Source organism: Micromonospora sp. NBC_01739 (assembly GCF_035920385.1).
Lineage (GTDB): Bacteria > Actinomycetota > Actinomycetes > Mycobacteriales > Micromonosporaceae > Micromonospora.
The window spans coordinates 604,687-619,081 of record NZ_CP109151.1; the positions used below are offsets into that span (position 1 = coordinate 604,687).

Consider the following 14,395-nt stretch of genomic DNA (forward strand, 5'->3'; position numbering starts at 1 on the left):
TGTCGGGGCATGCGGGCTGGCCGGGGAGGTCGGGGCGTCGCTGGCAAGGGTCCGGCGGACCGCACTAGAGTCGCTCTGACCATGCCCGGTCGGCCTGACCGGAGCGCCACAGCTTGGGGGTTGATGGGTGGGCGAGGCGCACACGAACGGTCATCACACCGGCGGTTCCGGGGAGGCGGAGACGGACACCACCCTGGTCGTGGTCACCGGACTGTCCGGCGGTGGGCGCAGCACGGTGGCCCGGGCTCTGGAGAACGTCGGCTTCTACGTCGTGGACAACCTTCCCCAGGCCCTGTTGCTGGAGATGGCCGAGCTGGCCGTCAAGGCCGGCGGGGCGGCCCGGCGTACCGCGATGGTGCTGGACGTCCGCTCCCGGGCCTTCTCCACGGACCTGGCCGAGGCGATCCGGGAGCTCAAGGAGCGGGGCTACGCCCCCCGGGTGGTCTTCGTCGACGCCGACGACGAGGTGTTGATCCGCCGGTTCGAGAGTGTGCGCCGTTCCCACCCCCTGCAGGGTGACGGGCGGCTGGCCGACGGCATCGCGGTCGAGCGGGGGCTGTTGGAGGAGGCCCGCGACCAGGCCGACGTGATCATCGACACCAGCCACCTGAACGTCAACCAACTGCGTCGGCGTATCGAGGAGCTGTTCGGTGGGGAGGACGCCCGCAAGCTGCGGGTGACGGTGATCTCCTTCGGCTTCAAGTACGGCCTGCCGCCGGACGCCGATTTCGTGCTGGATGCCCGGTTCCTGCCCAACCCGTACTGGGTGCCGGAACTTCGGGAGCACACCGGCCGGGAGGAGGCCGTCAGCGCGTACGTGCTGGGGCAGGAGGGGGCGGACGGTTTCGTCTCGGCGTACACCGATCTCGTCGGCGCCACCACGGCGGGCTTCGAGCGGGAGGGCAAGCGGTACCTGACCGTCGCGGTGGGCTGCACCGGCGGCAAGCACCGCAGTGTGGCCATCGCCGAGGAGCTGGCCGCCCGGTTGCGCCGTGCCGGCCTGGCCGCCAATGCGCAGCACCGGGACCTGGGGCGGGAATGACCATCCGGGTGGTGACCTTCGGGGGTGGGCACGGCCTGTCGGCCGCGCTGCGGGCCCTGCGCCGCTGCGCACCCGAGTTGGATCTGGACATCACCGCCGTGGTGACCGTCGGGGACGACGGTGGCTCCAGCGGGCGGTTACGCGCCGAGCGGGGTGGCCTGCCCCCCGGGGACCTGCGGCAGGCGCTGGTCGCGTTGGCCGGGGACCATCCGGCCACCCGCCGCAGCGCCGGGCTGTTCCAGCACCGGTTCGCCGCGGTGGCCGCCGACAGCGGCCGCCGGGACGCCCTGGCCGGTCATGCCGTCGGCAACCTGGTGCTCTGCGGGCTGATGGAGCTGCTGGGTGACCCGGTGGCCGCCCTGGAGCACGCCGGGGCGATGCTCGGCGCGGTCGGTAGGGTGCTGCCGATGTCCTGCCAGCCGGTCGACATCGAGGCGCAGGTACGCGGCACCGATCCGGACCGGCCGGACGAGGTACGCACCGTACGCGGCCAACACCAGGTGGCGGTGAGTACGGGCCGGGTGGAGTCCCTGCGGCTGACCCCGCAGGCCCCGGAGGCATGTCCGGAGGCGGTCGCCGCGACGGCTGCCGCCGACTGGCTGATCTTCGGGCCGGGCAGCTGGTACACCAGCGTCCTGCCGCACCTGCTGGTACCGCAGCTGGCCGCGGCCATCCTGGCCAGTCCCGCTCGTCGGCTGGTCACCCTGAACCTGGCCGCCGAGCAGGAGACCCTCGGGTTGTCCGTCGCCGACCACCTGGCGGCCCTGCGCTGGTACCTGCCGGAGTTGACGGTCGACTACGTGCTCGCCGACTCCAAGGCCGTCGGGGATCCGGCCCCGGTCTACCGTGCGGCAGAATCCCTGGGGGCCCGACTGGTCCTCGCTCCCGTCGCGGTCGACGACGGTACTCCCCGTCATGATCCGGCCGCACTGGCCGCCGCCCTGGTGCCCGTACTGGGCGCCGATCGTTAGACACGTACGTAATCTCCGGCGACACGCCGGAACCGGTCCGTGAGGGGACGCACAATGGCGATGACGGCTGCGGTCAAGGACGAGCTGAGTCGGGTCGACGTGCCCAAGCCCTGCTGCCGGCGGGCGGAGATGGCCGCGCTGCTGCGGTTCGCCGGTGGGCTGCACATCGTCTCCGGACGGGTGGTGGTGGAGGCGGAACTGGACACCGGCGCGGTGGCGCGTCGGCTGCGCCGGGAGGTCGCCGAGGTCTACGGCTACCCGAGTGAGATTCATGTGCTGGCCTCCGGTGGGCTGCGCAAGGGCAGCCACTTCATCGTCCGGGTGGTCAAGGACGGCGAGGCGCTGGCCCGGCAGACCGGCCTGCTGGACGTGCGGGGTCGGCCGGTGCGGGGACTGCCGCCGCACGTGGTGGCCGCCAACGTCTGCTGTGCGGTCTCCGCCTGGCGGGGGGCCTTCATGGCGCACGGTTCGCTGACCGAGCCGGGCCGCTCCAGCGCCCTGGAGATCACCTGCCCGGGGCCGGAGTCGGCCCTGGCCCTGGTCGGGGCGGCCCGCCGCATCGGCATCACCGCCAAGAACCGTGAGGTGCGCGGGGTGGACCGGGTGGTGGTCAAGGACGGCGACGCGATCGCCGCCCTGCTCACCCGCATAGGAGCCCACGCCAGCGTGCTGGCCTGGGAGGAACGTCGGGTACGCCGGGAGGTACGCGCCACCGCCAACCGGCTGGCGAACTTCGACGACGCCAACCTGCGCCGCTCGGCGCGGGCGGCCGTGGCCGCGGCGGCCCGGGTGACCCGGGCGCTGGAGATCCTCGCCGAGGATGCGCCGGAGCACCTGACCTCGGCCGGTCGGCTGCGGCTGGAGCACCGGCAGGCCTCGCTGGAGGAGTTGGGCGCCCTGGCCGACCCGCCGCTGACCAAGGACGCCATCGCCGGCCGGATCCGCCGGCTGCTGGCCCTGGCCGACAAGCGGGCCCGGGACCTGGGCATCCCGGATACCGAAGCGGCAGTCACGCCGGACATGCTCGTGGTCTGATAGGACGGTGGGTCGTCCGGCGGGCGGGTCGGTGTCGGGCCGACACGCGTCGTCGGCGCGGTGCGGTGTCCCGTGTGGTGTGGGGTGGACAACCACCCGACGCAGCGCGGCTCGACGCGCTCGGATAGGGTCGCTTGCGTACGGCAAGGGGGCCGGAACCGGTGCACCCGCCGTACCCACCGCCTCGGGCGGTCAGGTCCCTCGGACCGCGGCGGGGTGGCCGAGATGAATCGTCAACGGCCGGCTCCAACGGTCGGCGCACACCGCTTCGCCGGCCGAGGGTCTCCACGCCGGCGAACCAGAACGCGAGGAGATGGGACCTGTGACCATCCGGGTTGGCATCAACGGCTTCGGCCGCATCGGCCGTAACTTCTTCCGGGCAGTGCTGGCGTCCGGCGCTGACGTGGAGGTCGTTGCGGTCAACGACCTCACCGACAACGCCACGCTCGCCCACCTTGTCAAGTACGACAGCATCCTGGGCCGCCTGCCGCACGAGGTGAAGGCCACCGCCGACGAGATCACCATCGGTGGCAAGAGCATCAAGGCGTACGCCGAGAAGGACCCGGCGGCGCTGCCGTGGGGCGACCTCGGTGTGGACGTGGTGATCGAGTCCACCGGCTTCTTCACGGACGGCACCAAGGCCAAGGCGCACCTCGACGGTGGGGCCAAGAAGGTCATCATCTCGGCGCCGGCCAAGAACGAGGACGTCACCGTCGTGATGGGGGTCAACGAGGGCTCCTACGACCCGGCCAAGCACAACATCATCTCGAACGCCTCCTGCACCACCAACTGCCTGGCCCCGATGGCCAAGGTGCTGCACGACACCTTCGGCATCGAGGGTGGTCTGATGACCACCATCCACGCGTACACCCAGGACCAGAACCTCCAGGACGCGCCGCACAAGGACCTGCGTCGGGCCCGGGCCGCCGCGCTGAACATCGTGCCGACCTCGACCGGTGCGGCCAAGGCCATCGGCCTGGTGCTGCCGGACCTCAAGGGCAAGCTGGACGGGTACGCCCTGCGGGTGCCGATCCCCACCGGCTCGGCCACCGACCTCACCGTCACGGTCGGTCGGGCGACCACGGTGGACGAGGTCAACGCCGCGATCAAGGCCGCCGCCGAGGGCCCGCTGCGGGGCATCCTCACCTACAACGAGGACCCGATCGTCTCCGCCGACATCGTCACCGACCCGGCGTCGTGCATCTTCGACGCGCCGCTGACCAAGGTCATCGGCAACCAGGTCAAGGTCGTCGGCTGGTACGACAACGAGTGGGGCTACTCGAACCGCCTGGTCGACCTCGTCAAGCTGGTCGGTCAGTCGCTGTGAGTGCGAGGAGTGAGCTTGCGAGCCCCGCAGTCACGAACGGGAGGCTAGCTCTGTGAGCATCCGTACCCTCGACGACCTGCTCGCCGAGGGGGTGTCGGGTCGGCGCGTGCTGGTGCGCGCCGACCTGAACGTCCCGCTCGACAAGCAGACCGGTGCCATCACGGATGACGGTCGCATCCGCGCGGTCCTGCCCACCCTGGGTGCGCTCACCGAGGCCGGCGCCAAGGTGATCGTCTGCTCGCACCTGGGCCGGCCGAAGGGCAGCCCGGACCCGCAGTTCAGTCTCAGCCCGGTGGCCGGGCGGCTCGGCGAGCTGCTCGGTGCCCCGGTGCACTTCGCCACCGACACGGTCGGCGAGTCCGCCCAGGCGACCGTGGCGGCGCTGGGCGACGGCGAGGTCGCGCTGCTGGAGAACCTCCGCTTCAACAAGGGGGAGACCAGCAAGGACGAGGCCGAGCGGGGTGCCTTCGCCGACCAGTTGGCCGCCTTCGGTGACGCCTACGTCGACGACGCCTTCGGCGCGGTGCACCGCAAGCACGCCAGCGTGTACGACGTACCGGCCCGGCTGCCGCACGTCGCCGGTCGCCTGGTGCTGCGGGAGGTGGAGGTGCTCTCCACCCTCACCGGCAACCCGGAACGGCCGTACGTCGTGGTGCTCGGCGGCTCCAAGGTCTCCGACAAGCTCGCCGTGATCGAGGCGCTGCTACCCACGGTCGACCGGCTGCTCATCGGCGGCGGCATGTGCTTCACCTTCCTCAAGGCGCAGGGCCACGAGATCGGCACCTCGCTGTGCGAGGAGGAGATGGTCGAGACCTGCCGCAATCTGCTGGAGCGCTCCGAAGGCAAGATCATGCTCCCGGTCGACGTGGTGGCCGCGGACGCCTTCGCCCCGGACGCCGCGCACGACGTGGTGCCGGCCGACGGCATCCCCAGCCACCGGGTCGGCCTGGACATCGGGCCGGAGACGGTGGCCGGCTTCGCCGCCGCCCTGCGGGGCTCCTCGGCCGACGGCCCGGCCAACGCCCGGACGATCTTCTGGAACGGCCCGATGGGGGTGTTCGAGATGGCGGCGTTCGCCAACGGCACCCGGGGGGTCGCCGAGGCGATCGCCGCCTCCGACGCCTTCAGTGTCGTCGGTGGCGGTGACTCGGCCGCTGCGGTGCGGGCCCTGGGCCTGGACGATAAGTCCTTCGGACACATCTCCACCGGCGGCGGCGCCTCCCTGGAGTACCTGGAGGGCAAGACCCTCCCCGGCATCGCGGCTCTGGAGAACTGATGGCGAGCGCCCCTCGCCGGCCCCTGATGGCCGGCAACTGGAAGATGAACCTCAACCACCTGGAAGCCAACCTGCTGGTGCAGAAGTTGGCGGCCAGCCTCACCGAGAAGCAGCTGACCGAGGTGGAGACGGTGGTCCTGCCGCCGTTCACCGACCTGCGTACGGTGCAGACCGTCGTCGAGGGCGACAAGCTGCTGATCGGCTACGGGGCACAGGACCTCTCCGCGCACGCCTCGGGCGCCTACACGGGCGAGATCGCCGGGTCGATGCTGGCCAAGCTGGGCTGCACCTACGTGGTGGTCGGGCACTCCGAGCGGCGGGAGTACCACCGCGAGGACGACGCCCTGGTCGGCGCCAAGGTGCAGGCCGCCCTGGCCAACGGGCTCACCCCGATCCTCTGCGTGGGGGAGGGGCTCGACGTCCGGGAGCAGGGCGGGCAGGTAGCGCACTGCGCCGAGCAGCTCGACGGGGCCCTCAAGGGGCTCTCCGCCGAGCAGGTGACCAAGGTCGTGGTGGCCTACGAGCCGGTCTGGGCGATCGGCACCGGCAAGACGGCCACCCCCCAGGACGCCCAGGAGGTGTGCGGCGCGCTGCGTACCCGGCTCGCCGAGACCTTCGACCAGGGCACCGCGGACCAGGTACGGGTCCTCTACGGCGGCTCGGTGAAGTCGTCGAACGTGGCGTCGATCATGGCCCAGCCGGACGTGGACGGCGCTCTGGTGGGCGGTGCCAGCCTCGACGCCGAGGAGTTCGCGAAGATCTGCCGGTTCCCGGAGCACATCACCGGCTGATCGCTCGCTATCCTTGACTCCGCCCGTCCGCCGGTCGGTGCCGCCGTGCCCGAACTGCCCGGGCGAGGATCGTAACGAGAGGACTGACCCCCGCCATGCCGATCTGGTTCGCCTACACGTTGATCGTGTTGCTGGTCATCACGAGCGTACTGCTCGTCCTGCTTATTCTGCTGCACCGCGGCAAGGGTGGTGGGATGTCCAGCATGTTCGGCGGTGGCGTCAGCTCCAGCCTGGCCGGGTCGTCAGTGGCTGAGAAGAACCTGGACCGCTACACCGTGCTGGTGGGCATCGTCTGGTTCGCCTGCATCGTCGGGCTCGGCCTCTGGCTTCGGTTGCAGGTCGGCGTCTGATCAGGCGCCACTAGTCGTACAATCTGCGCGCGGTCCGTCACCCGACGGGCCGCGCGCACGTCGTTTCACCCGCTGCACCGCGTCGCCCGCCGTCCACCCCTCGACGGCGGTCCCCTCCGACGACAGGAGCGAGCGCCGTGTCGAACGGCAATGTCATCCGAGGCGCCCGAGTCGGGTCCGCGCCGCCCCGCCACCCCGAACGCCACCGGCCGGTGCCGTGCCGCTCGGTCAGCTTCTGGTGCCGCAACGGGCACCGCACCGACATCCGCATCGCTGCCGAGGCGGCGACCCCGCAGCTGTGGGACTGTCCCCGCTGCGGGCTGCCCGCCGGCCCGGACGCCCAGGATCCACCCGGCCGGGTCACCAGCGAGCCGTACAAGACCCATCTGGCGTACGTGAAGGAGCGGCGTACCGACGCCGAGGGGGAGGCGATCCTCGCCGAGGCCCTCGCCGCCCTGCGCCAGCGGCGCGGCGGGAGCTGAGCGCCGCCTGCACGCCACCGCCTGCCTCAGGCCGATGTGTTAAGCGGGGGCCCCTGTACTACGCGAGGCGTTAATAAGGGGCCCCTCCTTTCAGCGGAGGCTGCGGAAGCGGGCGGGGACGTCGGCCGCGGCGGCCCGGTCCAGCAGCCACAGGGTGCGGCTGGTGCCCTGCACCCCGGCGGCCGGGATCTGCACCGGCCCGGCCCCGGCCAGGGCCATCCCGACCGATCGGGCCTTGTCGGCCCCGCTGGCCACCAACCAGACCTCCTCGGCCGTGTTGATCGCCGGCAGGGTCAGGGTGATCCGCACCGGGGGCGGCTTGGGGCTGCCCCGCACCGCGCTGACCGGCCGGCTCTCGTAGTGCACCGGATGCTCCGGGAAGACCGAGGCGACATGTCCGTCCTCGCCCACCCCGAGCATCAGCACGTCGAAGTGGGGGAGTACGGCCGTCCCGGGGCGGGCGGCCCGGGCCAGTTCGGCGGCGTACCGGGCGGCGGCCTCCTCCGGGTCGGCACCGGCGTCCGAGGGCGGCATCGCATGGATCCGCTCCGGTGCCACCGGCACCGCGTCGAGCAGCGCCGCCCGAGCCTGGGTCTCGTTGCGCTCCGGGTCACCGGCGGGCAGGAACCGTTCGTCACCCCACCAGATGTCGACCCGGGACCAGTCCACCGCGTCCTTGGCCGGCAGGGCCGCGACGGCCCGGTAGACCGCGGCGGCTATCCGCCCACCGGTCAGCACCACGGCCGCCTGGCCACGCTCGGCCTGGGCGTCGAGCAACTTCACCACCAACCGCGCCGCGACCGCCTGGGCCAGCAGGTCGGCATCGGCGTGTACGGCGACACTCGCCTCGCTCATGGTGTCCTTCCGCGACCGCCCGGGCGGTCGGTGTAGTGCCCTCTTGCGGGGTGGGCGGTCAGGATTGGGTACTCGTGGAGGCGTGCGCGGTGACCCCGGCCTCGGCCCGCTCCGCGGTGGCCGGGTCCTTCCAGACGTGCACCCGCTGGCTGGGCCGACGGTCCAGGGTGGTCAGTCCGGCGAAGGCACCCAGGGCTTCCGCGTACACCTGGTCGGGGCCGAGTCGGCGCAACTCCTCGGCCAACTCGTCGCCCAAGGGCCGACGGACCAGGGGCAGGATCCGGTCCTCCTGACCGGTACGCCGGAAGATGGCCACGTTGTCGTCCCGGGTCAGGGTCAGCTCGTCGCCGTTGGCGCACCGCAGCTGCACCTCACGCATCCGGGGGAACTCCCTGGTCCGCTCCCAGCGTGGCTTGATGCCCAACCGGCTGCGCAACCAGCCGCGCATCAGGGCGGCCGTGGGGTCGCTCGGCGGCGCGATGACGGCCGCCTCGGTCAGCTGGGCCTCCGTGGTGTCGAAGGCCCCGGCCACCACGGCCCGCCACGGAGTGATCCGGGTCCAGGCCAGATCGGTGTCGCCGGGGGCGTAGTCCCGGGCGCGTTGCCGCAGCGCCTCGATCGGGTCGGCGGCCTGGGCCGAGTCGGTGATCCGCCGGTCGGCCACCACCCCCAGGAAGTCGGTGGCGATCTCCATCGGCGGCTCGCCGTGCCACCAGGTCACCACGGGTACGTCCGGCACCAGCAGCGGCATCACGACCGACTCGGCGTGCAGCGCCAGCCGCCCGTACATCCGCATGACGACGGCCTCGCAGGGGCCCAGTCGCCCGCCGACGACGATCTCCGCGTCCAGCCGGCTGCGGTCCCGTTCCAGGTCGGAGCGGACGACCACCAGCAGTCGGCAGGGGTGCGCGGCGGCGGCGATGGTGGCCGCCGCCTCGGCGTCGCGGACCCGCTTCTCGTCGACCACCACGATCAGGGTCAGGGCCATGCCGCTGGCCACCCCACCGGCGCTGCGCCGCTCCGCGGCGAGCGCCTTGACCACCTCGTTGCCGGTGGTGTCCCACAATCCGATCAACGCAGCCTCCAGGTTCGCTCGGGGTGCCCGGTCACGCCCGCCGCCAGGCCCGACCCTCGCGGGCCAGCATCTCGTCGGCGGCGCGGGGACCCCACTCGCCGGCCCGGTAGGACTCGGGCTTGGTGCCCTCCCAGGCGTGTTCCAGCGGGTCCACCACGGCCCAGCTCTGCTCGACCTCGGCGGCGTCCGGGAACAGGGTCCGGTCACCGACCAGCACGTCCAGCACGAGGCGCTCGTACGCCTCCGGGCTGGACTCGGTGAAGGCCTCGCCGTACTGGAAGTCCATCGCGATGTCCCGGACCTCCATCGTGGTGCCCGGCACCTTGGACCCGAACTTGAGCACCACCCCCTCGTCCGGCTGGACCCGGATGACGAGTTGGTTGTTGCCGAGCATCTCCATGTCGGTCGTGTTGAACGGCAGGTGGGGGGCCCGCTTGAAGATCACCGCCACCTCGGTCACCCGCCGGGGCAGCCGCTTGCCGGCCCGGATGTAGAAGGGCACCTCGGCCCAGCGGCGGTTCTGGATGCCGAGCCGGACGGCCACGTAGGTCTCCGTGGTCGAGGTGGGGGGAACCCCGTCCTCCTCCAGGTAGCCCTTGGCGCGTTGGCCACCGACCCAGCCGGGCAGGTACTGCCCGCGTACGGTGCCCTCGCTGACGTCCTTGGGCAGGGTGATGGCCTTGAGCACCTTGAGCTTCTCGGCCCGGATCTCATCGGCGTCGAAGCTGGTCGGCTCCTCCATCGCCACCAGGGCCAGCAGTTGCAGCAGGTGGTTCTGCAACACGTCCCGGGCGGTGCCGACGGAGTCGTAGAAACCGGCCCGGGAGCCGATACCGACATCCTCGGCCATGGTGATCTGCACCGAGTCGACGTACTGCGAGTTCCACAGCGGCTCGAAGAGGCTGTTGGCGAAGCGCAGGGCGAGGATGTTCTGAACGGTCTCCTTGCCCAGGTAGTGGTCGATGCGGAACACGTCCCGCCGGGTGAACACGTCGTCGACCAGGTCGTTGAGGGCCTTCGCCGACGGCAGGTCGTGCCCGAAGGGCTTCTCGACCACGACCCGACGCCAGCCGCCGCACCGCTCGTTGTCGGCCATGCCGGTACGGGCCAGTTGCTTGAGCACCACCGGGAAGGCGGCCGGCGGGATGGAGAAGTAGAAGGCCGCGTTGCCGTGGATGCCGTGGCTGTCGCGCAGACCGTCCAGGCACTGGTTGAGCCGGTCGAAGGCGGTGTCGTCGTCGAACGAGCCACCGACGAACTTGATGTTGTGTTCCAGGCGCGACCAGACCTCCTCGCGCCAGGGAGTGCGGGCGTGGCTCTTGGCCGCCTCCCGGGCCAGCGAGGCGAAGTCGCCGTCGACCCAGTCACGCCGGGCGAACCCGACGACCACGAAGCCGGGTGGCAGCAGCCCCCGGTTGGCCAGGTCGTAGATGCCCGGCAACAGCTTCTTCTGGGCCAGGTCCCCGGTCACCCCGAAGATCACCAGAGCACAGGGCTCCGGGATCCGGGGTAGTCGCCGGTCCTGCGGGTCGCGCAGCGGGTTCACGCCGCCTCCTCGCTCCGCTCGTCCACATCGTCCATCGTCATGCCCCACAGTGCACCGACCGGCCCGGGCCCGCCGGCAGCACCTCTCAGGAGTACGGCCCACCGGGTACCGGCAGATCAACATCGACCGTACCGGTTGTCTGAAGAACGCTACCCAACCGTGAGCCCTCGGATCACCCGCGCCGCCACCGGTCATCGGCGGCGGCGCGGGGGAGACCGGGGCGCCTACGCCTGGGCGGCGCCGCCCGGGTGGCCGGTGCCCTTGGCGGCGGCGACCAGCGACTTGCGTACCCCGTCGAGCAGTTCCTGCCAGCTGGCCTCGAACTTCTCCACGCCCTCCCGTTCCAGGACCTCGATCACGTCGGCCATGTCGACGCCGACCGCGGCCAGCCGCTCGAAGACCTGCCGGGCGTCGTCGTAGGCGTTGGTGACCGTGTCCGGCTGGGTCTCGCCGTGCTCGGCGTAGGCGTGGATGACCGCCTCCGGCATGGTGTTGACCGTGCCGGGGGCGATCAGCTCCTCGACGTAGATGACGTCCCGGTAGTCCGGGTTCTTCGTCGAGGTGGAGGCCCACAGCGGGCGCTGGGGGTGCGCCCCGGCCGCCGCCAGGGCCTGCCAGCGGTCGCTGCCGAAGACCTCGCTGTAGCGCTCGTACGCCAGCCGGGCGTTGGCCACGGCGGCCTTGCCGCGCAGGGCCCTGGCCTGCTCCGAGCCGATCTTCTCCAGCCGCTTGTCCACCTCGGTGTCGACCCGGGAGACGAAGAAGGAGGCCACCGAGCCGATCTTGGACAGGTCGTGGCCGTTGGCCCTGGCCTGCTCCATGCCGGCGAGGAAGGCCTCCATCACCTGCGAGTAGCGGTCCAGCCCGAAGATCAGGGTCACGTTGACGCTGATCCCCTCGGCCAGGGTGGCGGTGATCGCCGGCAGGCCGTCCTCGGTCGCCGGGATCTTGATGAACAGGTTCGGCCGGTCGACCAGCCACCACAGCGCCTTGGCCTCGGCCACGGTGCGCTCCGCCTCGTGGGCCAGCCGCGGGTCCACCTCGATGGAGACCCGGCCGTCGACCCCGCCGCTGGCGTCGTAGGCCGGGCGCATCACGTCGCAGGCCCACCGCACGTCGTACGTGGTGAGCATGCGGACCGCCTCCTCGACGTCGACCCCCCGCACGGCCAGGTCCCGCAGCTGCCCGTCGTAGGTGTCGGCGTCGCTCAACGCCTTGGCGAAGATCGTCGGGTTGGTGGTCACCCCGACCACGTGCTTCTCCCGGCGCAGCTGGTCCAGCCCGCCGGAGGACAGTCGTACCCGGGAAAGGTCGTCGAGCCAGACCGCCACCTTCGCGGCGGAAAGCTCACCCAGCCTGTCGGTAGTCATGTGCGCCAACGCTCCCCTCAGTTGCCGGTGGTGAAACCGGTGATGTCCCCGACCCGGGTCAGCGCCGCGTGCGCGGCCGCCACGATCCGGTCGGGGGTGAAGCCGAACTGCTCGAACAGCACCGAGTGCGGGGCGCTGGCGCCGTAGTGCTCCAGGCTGACGCTCTCGCCGCAGTCGCCGACGATCCCGCGCCAGGACATCCCGATGCCCGCCTCCACGCTCACCCGGGCCTTTACCCCGCGCGGCAGCACGGACTCCCGGTAGGCCTCGTCCTGCTCGAAGAACCACTCCTGGCAGGGCATCGACACCACCCGGGTGGGGGTGCCGTCGGCCTCCAGGCGCTCCCGGGCGGTCAGGCAGAGCTGCACCTCGGATCCGGTGCCGATGAGGATCACCTGCGGCTTGCCGTTGGAGGCCTCGGCCAGCACGTAACCGCCCTTGGCGACCCCCTCGGCACCGGCCAGCTGGGAACGGTCCAGGGTCGGCAGCGGCTGACGGCTCAACGCCAGGGCGGTCGGCCGGTCGGTGTGCTCCAGGGCCTGCCGCCACGCCCAGGTGGTCTCGTTGGCGTCGGCCGGGCGGACCACGTCCAGACCGGGGATGGCGCGCAGCGCGGTCAGGTGCTCCACCGGCTGGTGGGTCGGGCCGTCCTCGCCGAGACCGATAGAGTCGTGGGTCCAGACGTAGACCACCGGCAGCTTCATCAGCGCTGCCAGCCGCACCGAGGGCCGCATGTAGTCGCTGAACACCAGGAAGGTGCCGCCGTACGGGCGGGTGCCGCCGTGCAGGGCGATGCCGTTGAGGATCGCGCCCATGGCGTGCTCACGGATGCCGAAGTGCAGGGTGCGGCCGTACTCGTGGCCGGGGAACTCCTTGGTGGCGTACTGGCTGGGTACGAAGGAGGGCTCGCCCTTCATCGTGGTGTTGTTGCTCTCCGCCAGGTCGGCGGAGCCGCCCCACAGCTCGGGCAGCACCGGGGCCAGGGCGCCCAGCACCTTGCCGGAGGCGGCCCGGGTGGCCACCCCCTTGGGGTCGGCCGGGAACTCCGGCAGGACCTCCGTCCAGCCCTCCGGCAGGGCCCGGGCGGCCAGTCGGTCGTACAGGGCCCGGCGCTCGGGGTTGGCCTCGGACCAGGCGCCGAAGGCGGTGGACCACTCCTGCTGGGCGGCCTCGCCGCGGCGCAGGGCGCCCCGGGCGTGGGCCAGCACCTCCTCGGCCACCTCGAACGAGACAGCCGGGTCGAAGCCGAGGATCTCCTTGGTGGCGGCCACCTCGTCGGCACCCAGCGCCGAGCCGTGGATCTTGCCGGTGTTCTGCTTGTTCGGCGCCGGCCAACCGATGATGGTGCGCAGGGCGATGAACGAGGGGCGGCTGGTCTCCGCCTTGGCGGCCAGCAGCGCCGCGTACAGCGCCTCGACGTTCTCGTGGTAGTCGCCCTGGTCGGCGTCACCGCTGCGCCAGTCGACCGTCTGCACGTGCCAGCCGTACGCCGCGTAGCGGGCCGCCACGTCCTCGCTCATCGCGATGCGGGTGTCGTCCTCGATCGAGATCTCGTTGTCGTCGTAGATCACGCAGAGGTTGCCCAGCTGCTGGTGCCCGGCCAGGGCGCTGGCCTCGTGGCTGATGCCCTCCTCGATGTCGCCGTCGGAGGCGATGCACCAGATGTGGTGGTCGAACACGGAGTCACCGGGCTCGGTCTCGGGGTCGAACAGACCGCGCTCGCGGCGGGCCGCCATGGCCATGCCGACGGCGTTGCCCATGCCCTGCCCGAGCGGGCCGGTGGTGGTCTCCACACCCGGGGTGTGCCCGTGCTCGGGGTGCCCCGGGGTGAGCGAGCCCCACTGCCGCAGCGACTTCAGGTCGTCCAGGCTCAGCGGGTAGCCGGCCAGGAAGAGCTGGATGTACAGCGTCAGGCTGGAGTGGCCGGCGGACAGCACGAAGCGGTCCCGGCCGGGCCACGACGGGTCGGCCGGGTTGTGCCGCATGACCCGGTTGAACAACAGGTATGCCGCGGGGGCGAGACTCATCGCCGTACCGGGGTGGCCGTTGCCGGATTTCTCCACGGCGTCCATGGCCAGCACGCGGACGGTGTCCACGGCGCGGCGGTCGAGGTCGGACCAGTCAAGTGCGGGGTGCTCGGGTCGTTTGGCAGCCACGGTGGTTAGTGCTCCTCGGCGAGTTGGGCGGAACCCTCACTGGTGACCCTATCGAGCGTGTCTGAACGTGCGCCCGAGGATCTCAACATGCTGGTCTGTACGGTTCCGGTCGGTTGTCG

General features: G+C 71.5%; 13 protein-coding genes. 8 read left to right on the forward strand and 5 right to left on the reverse strand.

Translation table 11 applies throughout. From position 1 onward, the window contains the following. Window positions 1-127: 127 nt before the first annotated feature. The 8 genes from rapZ to OIE53_RS02775 all read left to right on the forward strand — a co-directional run bounded on the left by rapZ (window position 128) and on the right by OIE53_RS02775 (window position 7,274). Window positions 128-1,042, forward strand: a complete 915-nt coding sequence (rapZ, locus tag OIE53_RS02740; protein WP_327024975.1) for an RNase adapter RapZ — start codon at window positions 128-130, stop codon at window positions 1,040-1,042. Further along, entirely contained in the window at window positions 1,039-2,013 is a 975-nt protein-coding gene (locus OIE53_RS02745) for a gluconeogenesis factor YvcK family protein (protein ID WP_327024976.1), read from the forward strand. The genes rapZ and OIE53_RS02745 overlap by 4 nt, the downstream gene beginning before the upstream one ends. Before the next feature lie 54 nt (window positions 2,014-2,067). Continuing rightward, window positions 2,068-3,048, forward strand: a complete 981-nt coding sequence (gene whiA / locus OIE53_RS02750; RefSeq protein WP_327024977.1) for a DNA-binding protein WhiA — start codon at window positions 2,068-2,070, stop codon at window positions 3,046-3,048. Between the two features lie 322 nt (window positions 3,049-3,370). After that, window positions 3,371-4,375: a type I glyceraldehyde-3-phosphate dehydrogenase gene (gene gap / locus OIE53_RS02755; protein ID WP_327024978.1), complete on the forward strand. Its 1,005-nt coding sequence runs from the start codon at window positions 3,371-3,373 to the stop codon at window positions 4,373-4,375. Window positions 4,376-4,427: 52 nt separating this feature from the next. After that, on the forward strand, window positions 4,428-5,651 hold the full coding sequence (locus OIE53_RS02760) for a phosphoglycerate kinase (protein ID WP_327024979.1): 1,224 nt from the start codon (window positions 4,428-4,430) through the stop codon (window positions 5,649-5,651). Next, window positions 5,651-6,442, forward strand: a complete 792-nt coding sequence (gene tpiA / locus OIE53_RS02765; protein WP_327024980.1) for a triose-phosphate isomerase — start codon at window positions 5,651-5,653, stop codon at window positions 6,440-6,442. The genes OIE53_RS02760 and tpiA overlap by 1 nt, the downstream gene beginning before the upstream one ends. A gap of 95 nt (window positions 6,443-6,537) precedes the next feature. Continuing rightward, window positions 6,538-6,792 carry a preprotein translocase subunit SecG gene (secG, locus tag OIE53_RS02770; RefSeq protein WP_327024981.1) on the forward strand — a complete coding sequence of 85 codons (255 nt, stop codon included), beginning with the start codon at window positions 6,538-6,540 and terminating at the stop codon, window positions 6,790-6,792. Between the two features lie 137 nt (window positions 6,793-6,929). Continuing rightward, window positions 6,930-7,274, forward strand: coding sequence for an RNA polymerase-binding protein RbpA (locus OIE53_RS02775; protein WP_327024982.1), 345 nt, complete (start codon window positions 6,930-6,932; stop codon window positions 7,272-7,274). A gap of 90 nt (window positions 7,275-7,364) precedes the next feature. Here OIE53_RS02775 and pgl read toward each other — a convergent pair whose 3' ends face one another. From pgl to tkt, 5 genes are all read right to left on the reverse strand, one after another. Continuing rightward, window positions 7,365-8,129 (reverse strand): 6-phosphogluconolactonase, encoded by a 765-nt coding sequence (gene pgl / locus OIE53_RS02780; RefSeq protein WP_327024983.1) that lies wholly within the window; start codon window positions 8,127-8,129, stop codon window positions 7,365-7,367. A 58-nt stretch (window positions 8,130-8,187) separates the two neighbouring features. Beyond that, entirely contained in the window at window positions 8,188-9,204 is a 1,017-nt protein-coding gene (locus OIE53_RS02785; protein ID WP_327024984.1) for a glucose-6-phosphate dehydrogenase assembly protein OpcA, read from the reverse strand. Between the two features lie 31 nt (window positions 9,205-9,235). Continuing rightward, window positions 9,236-10,750, reverse strand: coding sequence for a glucose-6-phosphate dehydrogenase (gene zwf, locus OIE53_RS02790; RefSeq protein WP_327024985.1), 1,515 nt, complete (start codon window positions 10,748-10,750; stop codon window positions 9,236-9,238). Window positions 10,751-10,974: 224 nt separating this feature from the next. Then, window positions 10,975-12,120 (reverse strand): transaldolase, encoded by a 1,146-nt coding sequence (tal, locus tag OIE53_RS02795; RefSeq protein WP_327024986.1) that lies wholly within the window; start codon window positions 12,118-12,120, stop codon window positions 10,975-10,977. Window positions 12,121-12,137: 17 nt separating this feature from the next. Next, complete coding sequence (gene tkt / locus OIE53_RS02800) at window positions 12,138-14,276, reverse strand: transketolase (protein ID WP_327024987.1); 2,139 nt, start codon at window positions 14,274-14,276, stop codon at window positions 12,138-12,140. Window positions 14,277-14,395 lie beyond the last annotated feature (119 nt).